We start from the raw sequence: 19,324 nt of genomic DNA, 5'->3' as shown, positions 1-19,324 counted from the left end.
TAAATACTTTGGTGCAGCAATCCGAGTATTATCAGAAGCAACATAAAAGTCGATTAGCCCAACATCAATTCCTACAATATTGTCAGCATCAAAGTCTGGTTTAATAGTAGGAACTTCTTTATTGTCTAGACTTAAAGTTATATAATAACCATTTGCTTTCTTTGTAACGGATACAGTTTTTATGACGAATCCGTCAGGTATAGGACGATGAACAATTACTTTTACATCACCAATTTTAGATAATGTAATTTTGTTACCTACAAAATGATGTTGTTTGAATTGAGGATAAGTAAATGTTTTATAAGCACCCGCACCTTTAAATTTAGGTCGTCCCGATTTCTTGCCATTGCTATCACCTTTAAGCCATCTATCAAAAGTAATCTCGACTTTTTTAGGAACTTCTTGCAATACTTGGCTATGAATGCTCTTATACCAAGGTCTATCTTTTTTAAGTTGAGTGAGGCTAGATTTTTGACTGTAATAGTTAGGTTTATCAGCTAATTCTGGTAAATAGCAAACAACAAGGCTGCATCTATCAATAGAACAACGATTTCTCTCATACCAATCAAAGCGCTGAGCAAGCAGGTAATTGTATTGATAACGCAATTTTTCAAGCGTACCATCAATAATTTCACGCTGCTCCTTGCTCGGCTTTAATCTGTATTGATAACTCGTTCTCATTGATAAACCCATTGTTGTTCGACCTATTTATATAGTAACATAAATGTAAGTAGTTTGTACGTGCATAATGAAAACAAAACGATTAGAAATTAGACTTAGTGAGCGTAGATTGAATAAACTTCGATTATATGCCGCAAGCAAAGACAAAACTATGACAACGATTCTTGAAGATATAATTGATTCGTTGGCATCCGAAGAGATTGATAAAAGCCTCGCTGTCCTCAAAAGCTCGTCAATAAATTAACATTGCAGTTCAGGACGCGAGGCTTTTATCAAGAAGATTCATCTCGCCGCCTCACTTTGTGTAGGCGGGAGGCTTCTCCGGTTTTAGCTAAAACCATAACCGATCACAATTCTAATTACTCAAAGTTAGCTTTGCAGGTTTGTAAAATACGCCGATCATTATTAGTAGCGTTATCCAGTTGATGATAATCCTGTAGTGTTACCGAGTAAGCGTAGTTTGTTAATTCATCTTCGTTTACTTTAGGTATTGTACCCCTTGAGGCGACTTGATTTAGATTAATGTCGCCAGCATAGCCTTTAACCGTCATCGCTATCTCCCCCGAGCGATCGAGCGTCCCCTGGAAGCAGTTAAACTCAGAAGCAGGCATATACATTGCCCCTACAACTTTACTACCTTGCTTGTCAAAGACGATATATCCTCGATCAAATTCTCCTCTTTGTGGTGAAGTTCCATAAATGAATACACCATTATCAGTAGGGAAATTTGTTCTCGGTAAGGCTCCTTTGATAGAAACTTTATCTTGACTAATTCTTGCTTGAGTAGTAGATAAATCTATTTCTTGTTTTACGTCTTCCGAATCGGAAACATTATTTTGCTGTATCCAAGTGTAAGTTCCACCAGGAGATACGTTAGCATCTAACGTCGATTGAGAAGAACTATCTAATACTCTCCGCAACCGCGCTTCTTTAGAAATTGGTTCGGAAGCAACTCCGGAATTGTTTTCCATCCAGGTAATTGCTGGTGCTTGTTTTTCCAAAGCTGTTGATGGAGATGTTGCTTGCAGTAGAGCAATTTGTTTTGATAAAACTGGTTGGGCCCGTTGACCTATGGCACCAATCGCTATGATTAAGCCCAATACAGGAACTGCAAAACGAGGGGGTGGAATAAATTTGTTAATTTGCTTAATCACCCGATTTCTCCTATAAATGAACGTTTATTTCTGAATCTCTATTGATGAGTTTGATTTTAAACTAAGTATGTAAATGCAATTGCGCTATTAAGACTTTAATTTATATTGTCCGGTTAAAAAACCGTAGTTTATTAAATTTTCTGTTTAATTTTGAATGTTAACTTTATACTACTACTATCATAAGTGTTCGTATTCATCCTAATGGTTGACTCAAAAGGATGAATTTTAAATATAAAGTTTTCATAAAATAATTAATCATCAATTAAAGTTTTTAGCCGTTGTCATCCTTCTATTTGCATATTTTAAGACGGCAAATATTTACACAATGAAACCTTCTTGATACGAGAGTTTCAGGGATTAGATAAATTGATAAGTAGTTTATCAACATGGAAAAAAATTTATACTTAATTATTTTGACGAATTATAATGCTGTATACCAATCCTATAAATAATAAAATTTTGTATTAAGGAAATTCTTATATAGCGTTTTAACTAAGATAAAATACAGATGGTATCAACTAAAAACCGCTGTAATTTGGTAATTTCAAAACATAAAAAATCGCCCCCCTATTGGGAGGCGTATTGCTATTAAAGTATTACTACGTCTAACTCTTAACTCGCAACATATTCCTTAACATTGGCGCGACGACGACGTAAATGAGCCAGCGCTTGGTGTTCTAATTGACGAACTCTTTCACGACTTAAACTTAAACGTTCCCCAACTTTCGCTAAGGACATTTCATTCCCATCATTCAATCCAAAGCGTAAAGTTAACACTTCCCGCTGTTGAGCAGTCAGTTCTGCTAATAGGTTATTCAAGTCTTGACGTAAGAACTCTTGAGTCGTGTAATACTCTGGTGACGGACCGTCATCTTCAAGCATTTCTTGCAACTCAGTATCTTGGTTGTCACCCACTCGCACATCCAAAGAAACTGGTTGACGTGCCATATTCAGGTATTCGCGAATTTGTGCGGGTTCCAAATCCAACTCCTTGGCAATTTCTGCTGGAGATGGCGATCGCCCTAATTTTTGAGCTAATTCGCGCTGCACTTTCTTGATTTTATTTAGCTTTTCGGTAATGTGAATCGGTAAACGAATCGTTCTTCCTTGCTGTGCGATCGCTCTGGTAATCGCTTGACGAATCCACCAATAAGCATATGTGGAGAACTTGTAACCGCGAGTTGGGTCAAATTTCTCTACACCCCGCTCTAATCCTAAAGCTCCTTCCTGGATCAAATCCAGAAACTCCATATTGCGCTTTTGGTACTTCTTCGCGATCGCTACGACTAAGCGTAAATTCGCCTCAATCATCTTCTGCTTAGCGCGTTTACCCTCAAAAACAGTCTTTTTCAGTTCTGTTTCGGGCAAATCAACTTCACTCGTCCACTCAAGCACGCTAACTTCGCGTCCCAGTTTCTTCGACAAAGCCTCTTTCGCTTCGACAAGCTTCATCATTTTTTGCACCTGCTTCCCGAAAACAATTTCTTGCTCGCGGGTAAGCAAAGGCACTCTACCAATCTCGCGCAGATAGGTTCGTACCATATCAGCAGTAAATTTGGTATCGGGTTTTTCTGTCTTTACAGTGTTTTCGATGGGCATTGGTGCGTTTTCCTCTACTCCGTAGATACGATGAGCATTTAATTACTAGGGAGGGTATGGAAAATAAATATACTAATTTTAGAACCGGCAGGAAATACCAACTGTTCAATCCCCAACCTATACAGAGAATTTACAGACTGTGAACTCTCCCCATTAGTTCCTCTGCCTCCCCCTATTTATCAATCCCCTAGAAGTAAACTTTTATGGTTTCAACAATTTATTTTTTTTCCTTAGCCGCTAACAGCGACACTTAAAATATGAAGTCAGTATGAGTTTTACTTAATCTAATCTTACGACAAATCTTGTCGTTAGTAAAGAGCTTCAAATAAATCTTTCCATTATAATGCATTCAGGATTTGTTTGCCAAAAAAGACAACTAATATCTTTTTCGCGGTTAGCTCTATATATATATTTTGACGTGAAAAAAGCGAATCAGGTTCTCCGCAAATAGCCGGATTACCGAACTTAAGGAGATTTGTCGTGGGTGGATGTTACTAAATAAATATTTTTCGGAATCACTAATTATGAATTTGTAGTTAATGGGTTGTGACTTGATCGATATTTTCGCCGTTCCGAGTCAAATACTGCTCTACCTAAAGACTGGTTTATGAAACGAAAAAGTTATACCACTACAATGTATCGTTTGGTTAGACTCAAGATTTCAGCTTAACCCAAAAAATTAGATAAAAATGTCATGATATTACATTGCCATTATTTGAAAATAGCGTTAACTAAACCAAATCACAATTTGGAACAAGAGTTAGGAGTTTTTTAATTTTGGATTTTAGATTTTAGATTTTGGATTATCTCTTCCTAATGCCTCATTGATAATTGATAATTGTTCATTGTTGATGTTGATTGACTAAAACCCCAAATCTGCTTTCGCTAATTTAGCTGCTGCAAATACTTCTTCGTCTGGTTTTCCTTCCCAATCGGGGTCGCCAATTTCTTCGTAAAAAGCGGCATCATAAGGACGGGTACGCACAACTACCGGCATGGGAACGGCATGACCTAAAATTAATGCTTGCTGTTTAGAATCTAATTTCGCTAATACCGATTTCAAACCACCAGCACCGGAAACTCCGGTAAAAATTGCGTCAATGTCTTTTTCGTCGTTGAGTAAAGCTGTGATGCGGGTACCAACTTGGGACATTACTTCATTATCTATCCCTGAAGGTCTTTGGTCTACCACTAACAAGGTGACAAAGTATTTCCGCATTTCGCGAGCTATGGTACCAAATATTGTACTTTGTACGATCGCCGAGTCAAGGAAGCGGTGTGCTTCTTCGATAGTAATCATTAATTGTAATGGTTTATCAAGGGGATTTTTGGTCTGCAAAAACTTTTCGGCTTTCCGGACATATTGTTGGTGAATCCGACGAGTAATCATGTTCGTCACCAGCATATAGGAAAGCATATCTGACTGAGAACCAAATTCCACCACCACGTTTTTCCCCGCTTCCAGGGAATTCATGACTTGATTAATATAGTTGTGCGGACAAGCAGCACGCATATACTTTAAGTTATCCATCCGCAGTAATTTACGCTGCAATGCAGTAATTGAACCTTGATGTCCCCGCTTCTCTTCGCAAAACATTTTAATTTCTTCATTGGTCATATTGAGTAATTGAACAATCCAAGACTTGCCAAATTCAGCATGAAGAATATTGGCATTATCAATACTCGCGTCAGAAAGTCCCAACTCACGAGAACATAACTTAATATCTTCAACTTCGATTTGGTCGTAACTTAAATAAAGGTCTTGGGCGTGAGGTACACCACGACGTTTTGCAGATTCTGGGTCTAAAGTGTAAACTTCCACATTGCTAGGAAACAACTGCTTTAAACCTTTAACAGTACTCAAATTTTTCCCTTCGGAAACCGCTTCCCAACCGTATTCCGAGTGCATATCAAAAATTAAATTTACTGCCGCATTTTTCTTAATTGTCCCAGCCAAAAGTAACCGCGTTAAAAAAGATTTACCCGTTCCAGATTTACCAAAAACGCCATTACTTCTTTCCACAAACTTATTTAAATCGATGCAAACGGGTACATCCATATCCAGCGGTTGACCAATAGAAAAATTCTTTCTTTGGGGGTCATCTTCCCAACCAAATACCCGACGAAAGTCATCTTCAGAAGCCTCGTAAACTTGGCTAAAATGAGTTGGAATTGTTTTAACAGGCATTAATTGCATCGTAGTACTAGTTTGGGCTTGAAACGATGCCAAACTCGTATTTACTGCGGCTTTTAGTTTTGCAGACTTACCATCTACATTAAAATCCGATTCATTAGATTCGGGAGTAAACATCAACATTGGCGCGAGATTAATAGTACCGTAAGTACCGCTTCCAGCTAAAATTTCTCGCATAAAAGTATCTTCCCAACTCGGAGGATGAGCCACAATCCTCTGATTAGAAATTCCCAACGCTACATCTGTGAGCATACAGAAAAAGCGCGATCGCACACCTTGGACAACCAGAAACTTACCTACCCGCATATCTTCAACTAAAATATCGGGGTGCAATCTAACTTCCAATCCCCCAGTTAGAGAACCTTGAATAACTGAACCTAATGGCTGTCTGCTAATAAAATTCATATAAATCAACGCAAAATTTTATTTGTGCTTCTTTAAAGAATTTTAGTTGCACTGTATCAATTATGCGAATAAATTTTAATACAATCAGGAACTGGAAATTAAACAATTAAAAGTTAAAAGTTAAAAGTTAGGAGTTAGGAATTAATAAGAAAGAAGATAAAGACGCGATACAATAAATCCCTATGATTTTATAACTCTTAACTCATCACTCCTAACTCCTAACTTTTTTTAATCAATCTGAATCGATGTTGGCGCTCCAGGACTATTGATAGTAGAACCGATTATTGGTTTGCGGAATTGAGCGTAAAGGCGATCGCGCCAGTCAAAGAATGGTTGGTAAATGGGATTATCTGCTAAACCTGGAACTCCTTTACCTTTAATGGTTGCTGGTAAATCCAAATAAGCACCATCAGGAAACTTTAACAATATGGATAAACCTGCGACTGCAAAATCAGCAAGACATGGTTCATCACCTAGCAAATAAGGACTATCTTCTAATATCAACGTCAAAGCTTCCAAATCTTGTTTCAAATCTCTCATCGCACCTTGTACCGCATCGGGGCTGTAACCTACCCCTACACCCAACATTTTGAGGATGTCACCCGGTACTCCTTCCACCAATGTTTTCAGTAAGTCTGGTGTTGAATTAGGTAATAAAGATTTACGGAAGTACTGGTCTTTGCTAATCGCTGAGAATAAAGCTTTTCTACTTTTAGTACCAATGGATTCATCCGCCCATTCTTCCATCATTAAGCATAATCCCCGCTGTTTAGGGTCTTGTGGTATCAGCGGGCGTTCGGGATACTGTGCGTCTATATACTTGGCAATATCAGTAGAATCAGCTATGTATTTACTGCCATCTTTGAGTACGGGTACTTGACGTTGCCCTGTTTTTTGAAATAATTCTACCTGTCCAATTCCCGGCGTTACTTCTATTTTGCGGTATTCTAGACCTTTATAGTCGAGAATAAGACGCACTTTTTCTGAGTATTGAGATAGTTCAAATTGATACAACTCTAACATAATTCGCTTGTTGGTAATTTGTTGACCTATAAATTCTACAACTTTATTTTTCTGAAGAATTATTTCAAGAGGTGAATTAAAAATTTACTACTTACGAATTATGCCGAAAGTTAGTGTAGACAAGTGGCTTTACTGAGTAAATTATCCCCGATCGCTTTACACAGCTAACAATCTACGTGCTAGTGGTTTGGGAATAAAACTAATTAAAAATGCAGCAATAGTTCTAAGACTAAATTTCTGTTGAATTAAAGCACGTAAAAGTAAAGGTCTTGCTTGCGTCATCTGATTATCCCGCAATAAACCAATCGCTAAAGTAGTTTGTGCGTGTAGCCATTGTTTGTGAAAATAACTGTTGAATTCTTGCAGCGCTTCATCTTGCATGAATTGACCAAAACAGAACATTGTAGCTTCGGCACCTCTAATTTTAGCCTGAGCATTTTTACTCCCAATATTCATGGTTTCAGATAGAGCATGGACGCGATATTTGCTCAATCTTTCTGGAGAATAATAGGCTCCACCAGCATTCCGACAAGCCATATAAGTTAAATATAAATCCCAAAAAGGACCTGCAAGAGCCGGAAAATTATCCCAATCAATCGCGTTTTTGCGAATCACCGCAGCTACTGAGCTAGGTACAGCTTGATTTACTAATGCGATTTCATAAAACGGTTGATAGATTCCTTCTTTTAGCTCGTTACGCTTCCACATTCGAGTGCATTCTTCTGTCGCAACATCATCAATATTACTATGGTCATCTATGATGTAATGGTCGCAAAAAGCTAATACTAAATCTTGATTATTGTCAAGCTGCGGAACAAGTTTTTCTAAAAAGTTTTCATTCCATATATCATCATCATTCAGACTAGCAACGTATTTTCCTCGTGCAACTTTTACAGAACTAATAATATTACCAGCTACTCCCAAATTTTGTTCATTTCGCCGAAATCGAATTCGCGAATCGTTGAAAGATTCTACGATTGCTTGTGGACTTTCCGGGCTACAATCATCAGATACAATAATTTCAATATTTTTATAAGTTTGATTGAGAGCGCTTTGAATTGCTTCTTTCAAATATATTGAGCGATTGTACACCGGCACGATAACGCTTACCAAATGTTGAGGATGAATTTGTGAAGACATAATTTTACTTATTAATATAAAGTAAGTGAATAGTGATAGAAGAGATAAAGAGTTGAAATACAGAGTAAATATTTTAGATAAAAATCGCTTCGATAAACTTTAACTAGAAGTAGGTGAGTAGAGAGTTGATGATTGTCTTCATAGTTGGCGCTAAACGCGATATATTTACTATCTTTATTAGACCTTCGTAATATTGTAGATATTCAATCAATCAACTACTAACATCTAAAGATATATATTTTCGATAAACACATCAAAATCAACAAATATGTCAAAGATGCAACATAATTATCAAATATTTCAAATCCTATAAAATTGCAATATGGTTCTAAACCAACAAAGTCTAACTTATACAAATAATTTAAATGTATTGCATTTTACAAAATAACCAAATAACGTTTTGTGGGGGTCTACTGTTATTTTATGGAGTAAATCAAAGCAAAAACCCTAAAAATAATTCTTAGGGTTTTATGTAAAACAATATTTGTGTAGGTCAAAACATAAAGAAAGGCTGTTGAAACCTTTGATTAGGAAATGTCGAATCAAATCGGTAGCTTATAACCTTGCTAAAACAGGCTCATCTTGTGTCATCATACCTGAGTTAGATTTTTGATTAGTGCAATAAATTTCGCAGGAGTTATTCGGACTTTCAATCAGTTTAACCTTGTAAAGATTTGCCCCTAACTGTGCGATCGGTTGCCGTAATATATTACTGATATGAATAGCTATATTTTCTGCCGTAGGAACGACTTCAGCAAAATAAGCAATATCCTTATTTAAAAAAGTATGGTCGAATGGTTCAACGACATAATCATCTATGACTTTATTTAAAGCTCCTAAATCAACCAACATTCCTGTACGTTTTGCAATTTCACCTTTAACGGTAATTTCTAAATGGTAGTTGTGTCCGTGTCCGTGGGGACGAGCGCATTTTCCGTAAATCTCGACGTTTTCTTCATCACTCAGTTTTGGACTCGCTAACCTGTGAGCAGCGCTAAAGTGAGTACTTACAGTTAGATAAGCTTCCATTGAGTTTCCCATATAATCTGCCCAAAGTTGAGGATGTTCAAATAACTGCACGCGAATTATAGGTAAATAAGGTAACAACCGTTTGTAAATAACCCGTGCAATGTTTTCAGTGGTCGGTAAAATTTCTTGAAACTCTTCCCATGCATCATTAAGATAGGAAAAGTCTAATTGACTGGTAACTTCTCGTTTAATTACCTGTTTCACGTCGGACAAATTTAATACCATCCCATATTCATCTAACTCCCCTTGAAGAGAGATAAATAAAACATAGTTGTGTCCGTGTCCGGGAAAATTAGCACAAGCACCAAATTTTTCAGTATTCTCTGCTTCGCTTAATTCGGGGAACCAATATCGATGACTTGCCGAAAATTGAGCGCGGCGATTTACAATGCATTGCATGAGTATCTAAAAAGCAGAATTTAAGATTTCTTAATGTTTCACTGTTTCCAGGATAAACTAATTCTTGCCTCAAGTGCATCTTGTACTTATCCCTCAAACAATTCTCTATTCCCTACTTCCTTGCTAAACTTTCAAAAATCAAATAGGATTCCTATATAGGAATATGAATTACAAACTGCGTACCTTTACCAGGAGAAGAAGAACATTCTAAACTGCCACCATGAGTTTCTGTAATAATCTGATAGCTGATAGAAAGCCCTAAACCAGTTCCTTTACCTTCTGGTTTGGTAGTAAAGAAAGCATTAAATAACTTTTTTCGCACTTCCTCCGACATTCCATAACCATTATCAGCAATGATGATTTCTACAGTATTATCATCAATTAATCCCGTACTAATACGTATTTGAGGAGTATTTTGTTTACCTATTTCTACTTTTTCATCAAAGACATCGATCGCATTTGAGAGTAAATTCATAAATACTTGGTTGAGTTGTCCCGAATAGCATTCAAATTCGGGTAAATTACCATATTCTTTGACAACTTCAATTTGCGGACGAGATTTGTTAGCTTTCAAACGATGAGACAAAATCATCAAAGTTGTATCAATACCTTGATGAATATCGGCAGTTTTTTTCTGCGTTGCGTCTTTGCGCGAAAAACTACGTAGTGATCGCATAATATCGCTGATGCGCTCAATACCCAAATTCATCGAAGCAATCATTTTTGGTAAATCTTCTAATAGAAAATCTAAATCGATCTCTGCAATTTTTTGGGTAATTTCTTCGGGTGGATGAGATAAATGTTTTTGATAAAGATTTAATAAACTAATTAAGTCTTCTAGATAATTATTAGTATATTCTAAATTGCCAGCGATAAAACTGACGGGATTATTAACTTCATGAGCTACACCAGCAACTAATTGTCCCAAAGATGAGATTTTTTCCGTTTGCATTAATTGAAATTGGGATTGTTGCAATTGACGATTTAAATTTCGCAACTGTAACTGTACATTTACCCGCGCTACTACTTCTTCCTTCTGAAATGGCTTAGTAATATAGTCTACGGCTCCCAGTTTAAATGCTTTGATTTTATCTTCTGTGTTTGTAAGAGCAGTCATGAAAATAACGGGTATATCTTTATTCTTATCATCAGCTTTCAACCGCCGACAAGTTTCAAATCCATCCATTCCCGGCATCATGATATCTAATAAAATTAAGTCGGGACATACAATTTGTAGCTTTTGCAATGCACTTTCCCCACTGTTAGCAACCAACACGCGATGTCCGTTGAGTTGCATAACATGAAATAAAAGTTCAATATTATAACTTTTATCATCAACAATTAAAATTAGGTTTTCTTGTATTTCGATCATATTGAGGTTGAATAACTTTTTTTAATTAACTTGCAACAGCCGTCTTAGTCAATCAATTTTGAATTACCATTTTAGATGAACATAAAATATCAAGGACGATCGCAAATTTTCTCTAGTCGAAGCAATCAGGTTCTTTACTGAAAGCGATGCACACCTCAAACACAATTTTCTAGGAAGACTTATTGCAAGTAAAGTAGTTTAATCTAAAATCAACCGATATTCTTATCTTTCCCAAAAAGAAAAAGATTATTTAAATATTTTGTGAGGAAAAAATTATTTTTATTAAAATAATTTTAATTTGATAGACATCTATTTACAATGAAATTATGAACTATCGTACAGGTTGGTGCAAATAGTACTATCATTCAAAATTGCAGAAAAGACTATAAAATAAGCTTTATTTTTTTGTCTTGTTGTACTAGTACAACACGGTGTAGATAGGGCTATCATCTTAAATAGCAGGGTAAGTCTTTTGACTTTTATCTTTTGACTTTTTACTTCCACGCAGTGGTACTAGCTTGTTATATTTAAGACTTTTATATTTTATAAAGAAAGCCCATTTTGACAAGATGTTGTATATAAAATAATTACAGTATATTTATCTGATTTTTCATACTTTATCTGTAAGCACCCATAGAATCTTGTGCTTCATCATATAGCTGTGTGGCAATACGAAACATTTCTTGTCCTGTATGCAGATAACTTTCATCGTAATTGAGAGGAAAATATTTCATTTCTCCCAACGCATCACTAATTTGATTCAAAGTATAGTAAAGGTGAGCTGCTGCTCTGGCTAAACTGGGAGGATTAGGTAAAGAACGAAAACGAGTTTGTGCTTGCTTGAGTTGTTCTGTACAACTTTGCAGATAATTTTGAAAGTTTTCTAGCAACTCATCATCAAAAGGATCTGCTGCTAATTTATCAATTTGATCTTCCAAAGAATTCAATATATCGCATACAAAGCTATTAACTGGCTGATACACCGATCGCAACCACTCTTCAATCTGCTCGTCAGCATATCGTCCTGTCTTACGTCTCTTTTTATATTGCTGTTGTGCTGTTTGAGTCCGCTGCTGTGTTTTGCTATTCGATTTTTCAAAAAAATAATGCAGTTGTCTGTCGTAAGACTGGCGACTTTGAGTATCGCTCAAAACTTCATAAGCCGCGTTAATACGGATAATTTGATCGCTATCCGTTACTTGATTAACGTCGGGATGAAACAATTTTGCTAAGCGGCGATAAGCTTGTTTTATTTCCGCTTGGCTGGCATTACTATTAACATTAAGTGTCTCGTAGTGATTGGATTGTGGCATTCTTCAATAAGATTGTTAGTTGATGCTACTAACTGAGTTGACCTCTAATTGGAACAATGGGGTACTTAAGTATCTTTCCCCAAAACTAGGCTGAATTAACACGATTAAGCGTCCGGCGTTTTCTTGACGTTGAGCAACGCGAACTGCTGCACACAGAGCCGCACCAGTAGAAATCCCGGATAATAATCCTTCTTCTAAAGCCAGCCGTCGTCCGTAAGCGATCGCCTCACTATCTGTAACGGTAATTATTTCGTCAATTAATTCTACCTTTAATACTTGAGGAATAAACCCCGCTCCAATTCCCTGGATTTTATGAAGTCCGGGTCTTCCCCCAGATAATATGGGACTGGAAGCTGGTTCAACGGCGATCGCTTTAAAAGTAGGCTTACGTATTTTGATGACTTCCGCGATACCCGTCATTGTTCCCCCAGTACCGATTCCGGCAACAACCATATCTACTTGTCCATCTGTATCCTGCCATATTTCCTCAGCAGTTGTATCTATGTGTATTCTCGCATTAGCCGGGTTGCGAAACTGTTGCAACATATACGCATGAGGAGTAGTATCAACAATCAGTTGCGCTTGCCGAATTGCTCCCGTCATACCTTCAATTCCCGGTGTTAATTGCAGTTGGGCCCCATAAGCTCGCAACATTGCCCGTCGTTCGCAACTCATAGTATCGGGCATTGTCAACACCAACTGATAACCTTTAGCTGCTGCTACCATAGCTAAAGCTATTCCGGTGTTTCCAGAAGTCGGCTCCACCAAAAGCGTTTTCCCAGGAGTTATCAACATAGCTGCTTCTGCGGCATTAATCATACTAGCACCGATTCTATCTTTTACCGATGCCGAAGGATTCATGCTTTCCAACTTCATGACGATGTTGGCAAAACAACCTTCAGCTTGCGGAATGCGGTTTAGCTGCACTAAAGGAGTATGACCAATAAGTTCGGTAATATTACGAGCAATACGCATTTTTTATGTTTAATTTTAAATTGGGCATAGGGTATGGGAAACAACAAACACAGAAACATCCTATCCAATTATGGCGATCGCTATAATTTTTGTACTTTTAAATACCGCCATTAGAACAGGGTATACGTCTGTCCCACAAGAGTTATATTTTTAAATTGTATCCAAATCAAAGGCTTATATATCTCACCGATAGCTTACATTTTCATATGCATTGCCCCATGCCCAATTCCCAATTAAATGTAATACATAATATCCAAATTCTTTTGAGAATCTCGCTTTTCACAAAGATCTAAAAGCGTATACTTCTGTAATACAGAGTTTGCCGCTTGACGTGCTTCTTCCCATATATCTTCAATAACAGTACTGTCAGAAGTTTTTGGTTGACTATCTTCTTCACAGTTTTTTAATTTATCAAGCCCTTCCAAGCACACGAAAATATCAAACAAAGTGATTTTCCACGGTTCTCGTGTCAAGAAATAACCACCCTTAGAACCACGTTGACTTTTAACAAGTCCACCACGTCTCAAAGTTGCCAGCAACTGTTCCAAATAGCGATCTGGGATATCTTGCTGCGCTGCGATTTGTCGAATTTGCAGTGGTTCCCCTTTCTGATAATGGGTTGCTAATTCTAATAATGCCAAAATTGCATATTCCGATTTACATGATAGTTCCACAAGCAGTTTTAATAAAAGTTAGGATTTGAGAGTTAGGAGTTAGGAATTAAGAATTGTAATATCAAAGGTTTTTGAAACCTTTACAATTTTCTTGTATGGTTATATAGGCATTTCGATTCTTTTTGGTAGTGGGAGCATCTTGCTCCCTAACGACCAAGAACTTGCTAACAGTGACCAAGAACTTGCTAACAGTGACCAAGAACTTGCTAACAGCGACCAAGAACTTGCTAACAGCGACCAAGAACTTGCTAACAGCGACCAAGAACTTGCTAACAGCGACCAAGAACTTACTAACAGCGACCAAGATGGTCGCACTAGTTATTAATCTTCAACCCACCAGCGACCAAGATGGTCGCACTAGTACAGCATGGCGGAAATAAACCCACCATTAAGAACCTTGAAAAAACTAGCATTTACAGCCTTTGCAAATAGTAGGCTTATTTACGCCGAACGGTACTAGTACTCCACCACATTAATTCTGACGGGTTTGGGTAGTGCGAGCGTCTCGCTCGCTGGTTGCTTTTAGCTCGCTCGCTCGCTCGCTATTGGTCACGAGCGTGTGCGTAATCGGAGATTCGCGTAGCGTCGCACTACGAATTTATTGCTTATCAAAATTAATGAAATGAAGTACTAGCTAAGTTGTTAGGCATTTAATTTGTATAAGGCTAGCGAGCTTTTCGGCTCGCACTACAATATTTTCACGGTTATGTCCTACGGACACGCTTCGCTAACGCATTATACAATTTAGCTGTAAATCAGCTTATTAATCTTCAACCCACCAGCGACCAAGATGGTCGCACTACAATCTAACGATACGAAATTACCGAGTCGCAGGATTCTACTTCATATAACTCCTAACTCCTAACTCCTAACTTACCATATTATACTCCGGTTCTCCACTGGGGTTTGCCGCTTTCTCCCCCATAAATAAATTGCTCCCCACTATCTTCGTGAGGAGCAAACTATATCAAATTAGATTTTTGTTAACAATCTAGAATGTAAAGGTTGTTCTGAGAGTACCAATGAAGACATCATTGCTATTGCTATCTTGCCCGGAAGAGGTCTGATAAATAACGCCCGGTGTGATCGAAACGTTATCGTTTACGCGATACTTATAGAATCCTTCAACTTGGTAAGGAACACTACTATCATTAGCTCCAGCAACCAAATTTCTATTTAAGGAATAAGGTTGAGCGCCTCCGAAGAAGCCCAAAACGTTACCTTTTCCACCGAAGTCAGGTAAAGCTATACCAGCACCCCAACTCCAAGCTTCAAAGTCATCACCAGAACGGAAGCCGGTAACATCGTGGTAAGAAACAAAACCACTAATTGAGAATTTATCACTAGGTCTGATTGCTGCTGCTAAACCGTAGGAATTACTCGAAGATGGGCTATCTAATCTATTTGCTTGAGTGGTACCGACTACAGGAAGATAGCCTTCAGTGGGTTGACCATTTACGTTTCTTGTTGTTGTACCTGCGAATCCACCAGCATCAAATAAATTGCTACCCTGACCGTGATAACCATGAACATAGGTTGCTGCTAATGCAATGCGGTTGCTAACGTTGAAATTCAACTGTCCAAGTGCAGCGTAGTTACCGTTGAAGATACCTGAACCAAGCCCAGGATTACTGGGTTCGGAACCTAAGTAACCAATAGTCAAAGAACTAGGGCGAAGAACGCTGTTACCTGCACCAAACTTGATATTTAGCGCCGCACCTGCACCACCACCGATCCGATAAATGGGACTTTCCGAAGCAAAGGTCGTCAAAGCACCATTACCGCCGTCGTAATCCTCAAAGTAAGGGTTAACAGTAGCAGCATAATCGCTGTGAATACCGCCGGTAGCTGCAACATAAAGTTGAGCCGGACCAAGGTTGGTGTAGTAAGACAACCAGTCTAAAGTAACACTATTACTGTTACCTGGGTCGCCAGTTAGGTTAAAGGTCTGGAAGCCTTCACCATTATCATCAGCAATACCATCACCGTCTACATCTTTGCCAGTATTCAAACGTCCTGCGTTACCAGTAGCCAAACGGGTATGTAAAACATCTTTACCAGTGAAGCTGGTTTGCAAGTCCAAACGAATTCTGTTTTGGAAGACGGTGTTGTTTTGGCTGTTTACTGTATCACCAAAAGCATCAGTTAACGCGAAAATCGCTTCACCAGCAAGTTTGGTTGTGGTAGAGAATTGGTTCGATTCCAATTCAGCGGTACGTGCTTCTAAAGCATCTACTCGTCCGCGTAGGGTTGCTAATTCAGCAGAAAATTCTTCTTGCAAACGCTGCAAAGTTGCCAAATCTTCTTTGGTCACAATGTCAGCAGTCGCTGTGGCAATCAATTCGTTAACTCTATCCAAACAAGCATTCAAACCGGCTGCAAATTCGTAACGAGTTAAAGCACGGTTTCCACGATAGGTTCCGTTGGGATAACCTGCGATACAGCCATAACGCTCCACCAAGGATTGTAAAGCTTGGAAAGCCCAATCGGTTGGCTGTACATCGGAAAACTGAGAGACGGAAGTTACTTGGGACTGACTTCCATTTTCTTGTCCTTCGCTACCGTACTTGGTTACTTCTTCTAAAACGTTGACTTCAGTTTGTTGAGCTTGAGCGAACGTTTCTGTTGCTTGGGAATCCAGCGAAGCTGAAAAGACCGATGGTGCTTCATCTGATTTCTCTGCTTGAGCAACTTCAGAACTAACAACCTCATCAGTAGTCTTAGAAGCGGCGATCGCAGTCGTCGAGACTAGCAATGTTGCTCCGAAAACTGCGGGACCCAGCGCCAAATATTTCCACACTATATTATTAGACATTCTTCCTATTCTCCTCACACCTTGCACGGATAATCTACTTTAGCTGTAAATTTTGTTAAAAATCCACTTTGAGAGTGGAACTTGTTAATGAGGCATAATCACCCCATACACAATTCTAGTTTTTGCTAAGCTAAGAAACGATTAAATTTAAAGAAAAAATCATGTAATTAACTTATGCAATAACATATCCTCGATAGACTTTAATTATAAGACAAGTGAAACATAAAGCAATGTGTAGTCAGCTTGTTAACTGTCACACATTTGCAGTAATAAGCGGAATTTAATGATATGGGGTTTCACTTCTCTCGTTAGAGTCTTACTTGCTCTCTTACAGTATGTTAATTCGTAACCCCTAAGTCAATCCTAAAATTGTTCAGAAGTTCATATTGTAAAGATTAGCCGAAAAAATTTTTAGTGACATCTTACTTAAGGATGGGTAAAGTCTAGCCCAGCAAATATATTCATCAAAGATGCTGTTAGAACAAACCCTGTGAGCGACAGAAAATCCACAGATTAACGTTCTTGCTATTAGATCGTAAAGCTTTCAAGTATTGTCACAAGATCGACACATTTAATCATCGATAACGCATCTTAATTTATACTTTTAAATGCTTAGATCTCAAACAAAAAATAATATTTATTTTGGTAACTGCATGGGGTCACAAAAATTAAGACGGTTGCGGTTAGCTTTCCAAATCAAAGGTACGGTTATTACCGTAATTTATCACCGAGTTATATTTTTTGGGATTTTCGGCGCGTTTGTAACCCTACTTTACTATTTAGATTTACCTGTATCCCAACCAATTTTAGGTAGTGTTATACCTAGTATCGTCTTAGGCTTGCTACTTGTATTTCGGACAAATACAGCCTATGACCGTTTTTGGGAAGGTAGAAAAGCTTGGGGGGATATTGTTAATAATGTCAGAAATTTAGCGCGATTAATCATGGTATCAGTTGATGAAATATGTCCCGAAGATAGAAAAGATAAAGTTGCTGCGTTACGTTTAATAGTGGCTTTTGCAGTCGCGACCAAATTACATTTACGTTCTCAACCAGTAAATAGTGAATTAGAAGAGTTGATGGTCGAATCAAAGTACGTAAGATTACTAACGATGAATCACCCTCCTTTAGAAATCGCTTTTTGGGTCGGAGATTATTTACAGCAACAGAACAAAACTAATCGCTTGGACAAATATCAATTAATAATGATGCAAGAGTTAATCAATAGTTTGGTAGATAACTTGGGAGCCTGCGAGCGTATTTTAAAAACGCCTATACCATTAGCTTATACTATTCATTTAAAGCAATTATTAATACTTTATTGTTTATTACTACCCTTTCAATTGGTAGATAGTCTTGGATGGATGACTGGTATAATTACCGCGATAATTAGTTTTACGTTATTCGGTATAGAAGCCATTGGCTTGGAAATAGAAAATCCTTTCGGTTTCGATGATAATGACTTACCGTTAAATGCGATTTGCAATACCATGAGACGCAATATTGAGGATTTGATTAGCTTAAGACCTGTGGCTGGTGGTAACGAAATCTAGTAGAAGTAGAAATTAAATAAATGCTTCTTAAATATTTGCGAAAATGAAGCGTTGGTTAATAAGAAATCAATTTAAAAAAAACTTTAAAAAACTTTTAAGTACCCATAAAAAACTATCCGCTCCTACTTAAGCCAGTTGACTTAATGTAAGAGCGGTCTAGCGGGTCTTCAAGTTGCAACCTGACTGCCGGAAGAAACTCCAGTTCAGCCTCGTCGCTTAAGTTAAACTAGCCTTTAAAAAGACTAATATTAACTCCTAGAGAACAGCTCCGGCGCACAGCCGGTTTGCTGCAACTTGACGACCCATGCGTATACTACTTTCTATCATGGGCATCACCTCCTTGTTGCCTAAGTGGCTTTTAATCTCAAACAAGGTAGAGCAAAATGCTCTCTCTTTGTATCCTGCTTTTAATATAACACATATTATCGGCAATATAGTCAATAATCTATCAATTTTGGATTTTAAATTTTAAATTTTGGATTATTTCGCAGGTTTGTAATATTTTTTCGTTAATCATGTAGTGGTAGCTAGCAAACTTTTCGACTCGCATTACTCTCACTCCTAATTATCTGTGCTTCCTCTATTTAATAGTTAAATAGCCATTGGGATTTTACGTTTTAGGACAATAAAAAAATCTCCGCCCAAAGGCAGAGATTAATTAAGCTAATTTTATTGTGATGGGGATTTACCCAAAATACACAAAATCTCAATTACAGTGCGTTACCGCGAGGTAGAACTTCTTCGGGGAATACAAACTGTTCGTGTGGCTGATCTTGAGGAGCCATCCAAGCGCGGATACCCTCGTTGAGCAAAATGTTTTTCGTATAGAAAGTTTCAAACTCGGGGTCTTCTGCGGCTCTCAACTCTTGAGATACGAAGTCATAAGCACGTAAGTTTAGCGCTAAGCCAACTACACCTACTGCGCTCATCCATAACCCGGTAACTGGTACAAACAACATGAAGAAGTGTAACCAGCGTTTGTTGGAGAAAGCAATCCC

The 19,324-nt window shown here is 37.9% G+C and carries 14 protein-coding genes and 1 pseudogene; 2 read left to right on the top strand and 13 right to left on the bottom strand.

The window, feature by feature from the left end; all coding sequences use genetic code 11:
- The 11 genes from VB797_RS32800 to VB797_RS32750 form a co-directional block, all read right to left on the bottom strand.
- Positions 1 to 681, bottom strand: a 681-nt coding sequence (locus tag VB797_RS32800; RefSeq protein ID WP_323241995.1) for a transposase, incomplete at its 3' end; no start/stop codon positions are given.
- Between the two features lie 359 nt (positions 682 to 1,040).
- A complete protein-coding gene (locus VB797_RS32795) occupies positions 1,041 to 1,835 on the bottom strand; it encodes a hypothetical protein (protein WP_323241994.1) in 795 nt (264 codons plus the stop codon).
- A gap of 612 nt (positions 1,836 to 2,447) precedes the next feature.
- Complete coding sequence (locus tag VB797_RS32790) at positions 2,448 to 3,434, bottom strand: RNA polymerase sigma factor, RpoD/SigA family (RefSeq protein ID WP_323241993.1); 987 nt, start codon at positions 3,432 to 3,434, stop codon at positions 2,448 to 2,450.
- Between the two features lie 862 nt (positions 3,435 to 4,296).
- Positions 4,297 to 6,033: an ATP-binding protein gene (locus VB797_RS32785; protein ID WP_323241992.1), complete on the bottom strand. Its 1,737-nt coding sequence runs from the start codon at positions 6,031 to 6,033 to the stop codon at positions 4,297 to 4,299.
- Between the two features lie 228 nt (positions 6,034 to 6,261).
- Positions 6,262 to 7,056, bottom strand: coding sequence for a glutathione S-transferase family protein (locus VB797_RS32780; RefSeq protein WP_323241991.1), 795 nt, complete (start codon positions 7,054 to 7,056; stop codon positions 6,262 to 6,264).
- Between the two features lie 156 nt (positions 7,057 to 7,212).
- Positions 7,213 to 8,196, bottom strand: a complete 984-nt coding sequence (locus VB797_RS32775) for a glycosyltransferase family 2 protein (RefSeq protein WP_323241989.1) — start codon at positions 8,194 to 8,196, stop codon at positions 7,213 to 7,215.
- Between the two features lie 555 nt (positions 8,197 to 8,751).
- Positions 8,752 to 9,624: a 6-carboxytetrahydropterin synthase gene (locus VB797_RS32770; RefSeq protein ID WP_323241988.1), complete on the bottom strand. Its 873-nt coding sequence runs from the start codon at positions 9,622 to 9,624 to the stop codon at positions 8,752 to 8,754.
- A gap of 151 nt (positions 9,625 to 9,775) precedes the next feature.
- Positions 9,776 to 10,996, bottom strand: a complete 1,221-nt coding sequence (locus tag VB797_RS32765) for a sensor histidine kinase (RefSeq protein WP_323241987.1) — start codon at positions 10,994 to 10,996, stop codon at positions 9,776 to 9,778.
- A 617-nt stretch (positions 10,997 to 11,613) separates the two neighbouring features.
- Positions 11,614 to 12,309, bottom strand: coding sequence for a J domain-containing protein (locus VB797_RS32760; protein WP_323241985.1), 696 nt, complete (start codon positions 12,307 to 12,309; stop codon positions 11,614 to 11,616).
- Between the two features lie 15 nt (positions 12,310 to 12,324).
- On the bottom strand, positions 12,325 to 13,284 hold the full coding sequence (gene cysK, locus VB797_RS32755; RefSeq protein ID WP_323241984.1) for a cysteine synthase A: 960 nt from the start codon (positions 13,282 to 13,284) through the stop codon (positions 12,325 to 12,327).
- A gap of 233 nt (positions 13,285 to 13,517) precedes the next feature.
- A complete protein-coding gene (locus VB797_RS32750; RefSeq protein WP_323241983.1) occupies positions 13,518 to 13,958 on the bottom strand; it encodes an Rrf2 family transcriptional regulator in 441 nt (146 codons plus the stop codon).
- 139 nt (positions 13,959 to 14,097) lie between these two features.
- Between VB797_RS32750 and VB797_RS32745 the strand changes: the two genes are divergently transcribed.
- Positions 14,098 to 14,283 carry a hypothetical protein gene (locus tag VB797_RS32745; RefSeq protein ID WP_323241982.1) on the top strand — a complete coding sequence of 62 codons (186 nt, stop codon included), beginning with the start codon at positions 14,098 to 14,100 and terminating at the stop codon, positions 14,281 to 14,283.
- Between the two features lie 666 nt (positions 14,284 to 14,949).
- Here VB797_RS32745 and VB797_RS32740 read toward each other — a convergent pair.
- A complete protein-coding gene (locus VB797_RS32740; protein WP_323241981.1) occupies positions 14,950 to 16,773 on the bottom strand; it encodes an iron uptake porin in 1,824 nt (607 codons plus the stop codon).
- Between the two features lie 653 nt (positions 16,774 to 17,426).
- Here VB797_RS32740 and VB797_RS32735 point away from each other — a divergent pair.
- Complete coding sequence (locus VB797_RS32735) at positions 17,427 to 18,326, top strand: bestrophin family protein (RefSeq protein ID WP_323241980.1); 900 nt, start codon at positions 17,427 to 17,429, stop codon at positions 18,324 to 18,326.
- A 710-nt stretch (positions 18,327 to 19,036) separates the two neighbouring features.
- Here the strand turns inward: VB797_RS32735 and VB797_RS32730 are convergent.
- A pseudogene (locus VB797_RS32730) lies at positions 19,037 to 19,324 on the bottom strand (photosystem II D2 protein (photosystem q(a) protein)); the annotation flags it as partial.

Source organism: Rivularia sp. UHCC 0363, assembly GCF_034931125.1.
Classification (GTDB): Bacteria; Cyanobacteriota; Cyanobacteriia; order Cyanobacteriales; family Nostocaceae; genus Rivularia.
The sequence above is the reverse complement of the archived record's forward strand: the minus strand, read 5'-3'. Positions and strand labels throughout refer to the sequence as shown.

What these genes read in the sequence shown, in the direction of transcription:
- VB797_RS32740 (WP_323241981.1), bottom strand. Translation starts at nt 16,773, where the DNA reads ATGTCTAATAATATAGTGTGGAAATATTTGGCGCTGGGTCCCGCAGTT.
- cysK (WP_323241984.1), bottom strand. Translation starts at nt 13,284, where the DNA reads ATGCGTATTGCTCGTAATATTACCGAACTTATTGGTCATACTCCTTTA.
- VB797_RS32780 (WP_323241991.1), bottom strand. Translation starts at nt 7,056, where the DNA reads ATGTTAGAGTTGTATCAATTTGAACTATCTCAATACTCAGAAAAAGTG.
- VB797_RS32775 (WP_323241989.1), bottom strand. Translation starts at nt 8,196, where the DNA reads ATGTCTTCACAAATTCATCCTCAACATTTGGTAAGCGTTATCGTGCCG.
- VB797_RS32790 (WP_323241993.1), bottom strand. Translation starts at nt 3,434, where the DNA reads ATGCCCATCGAAAACACTGTAAAGACAGAAAAACCCGATACCAAATTT.
- VB797_RS32765 (WP_323241987.1), bottom strand. Translation starts at nt 10,996, where the DNA reads ATGATCGAAATACAAGAAAACCTAATTTTAATTGTTGATGATAAAAGT.
- VB797_RS32735 (WP_323241980.1), top strand. Translation starts at nt 17,427, where the DNA reads ATGGGGTCACAAAAATTAAGACGGTTGCGGTTAGCTTTCCAAATCAAA.
- VB797_RS32770 (WP_323241988.1), bottom strand. Translation starts at nt 9,624, where the DNA reads ATGCAATGCATTGTAAATCGCCGCGCTCAATTTTCGGCAAGTCATCGA.
- VB797_RS32760 (WP_323241985.1), bottom strand. Translation starts at nt 12,309, where the DNA reads ATGCCACAATCCAATCACTACGAGACACTTAATGTTAATAGTAATGCC.
- VB797_RS32785 (WP_323241992.1), bottom strand. Translation starts at nt 6,033, where the DNA reads ATGAATTTTATTAGCAGACAGCCATTAGGTTCAGTTATTCAAGGTTCT.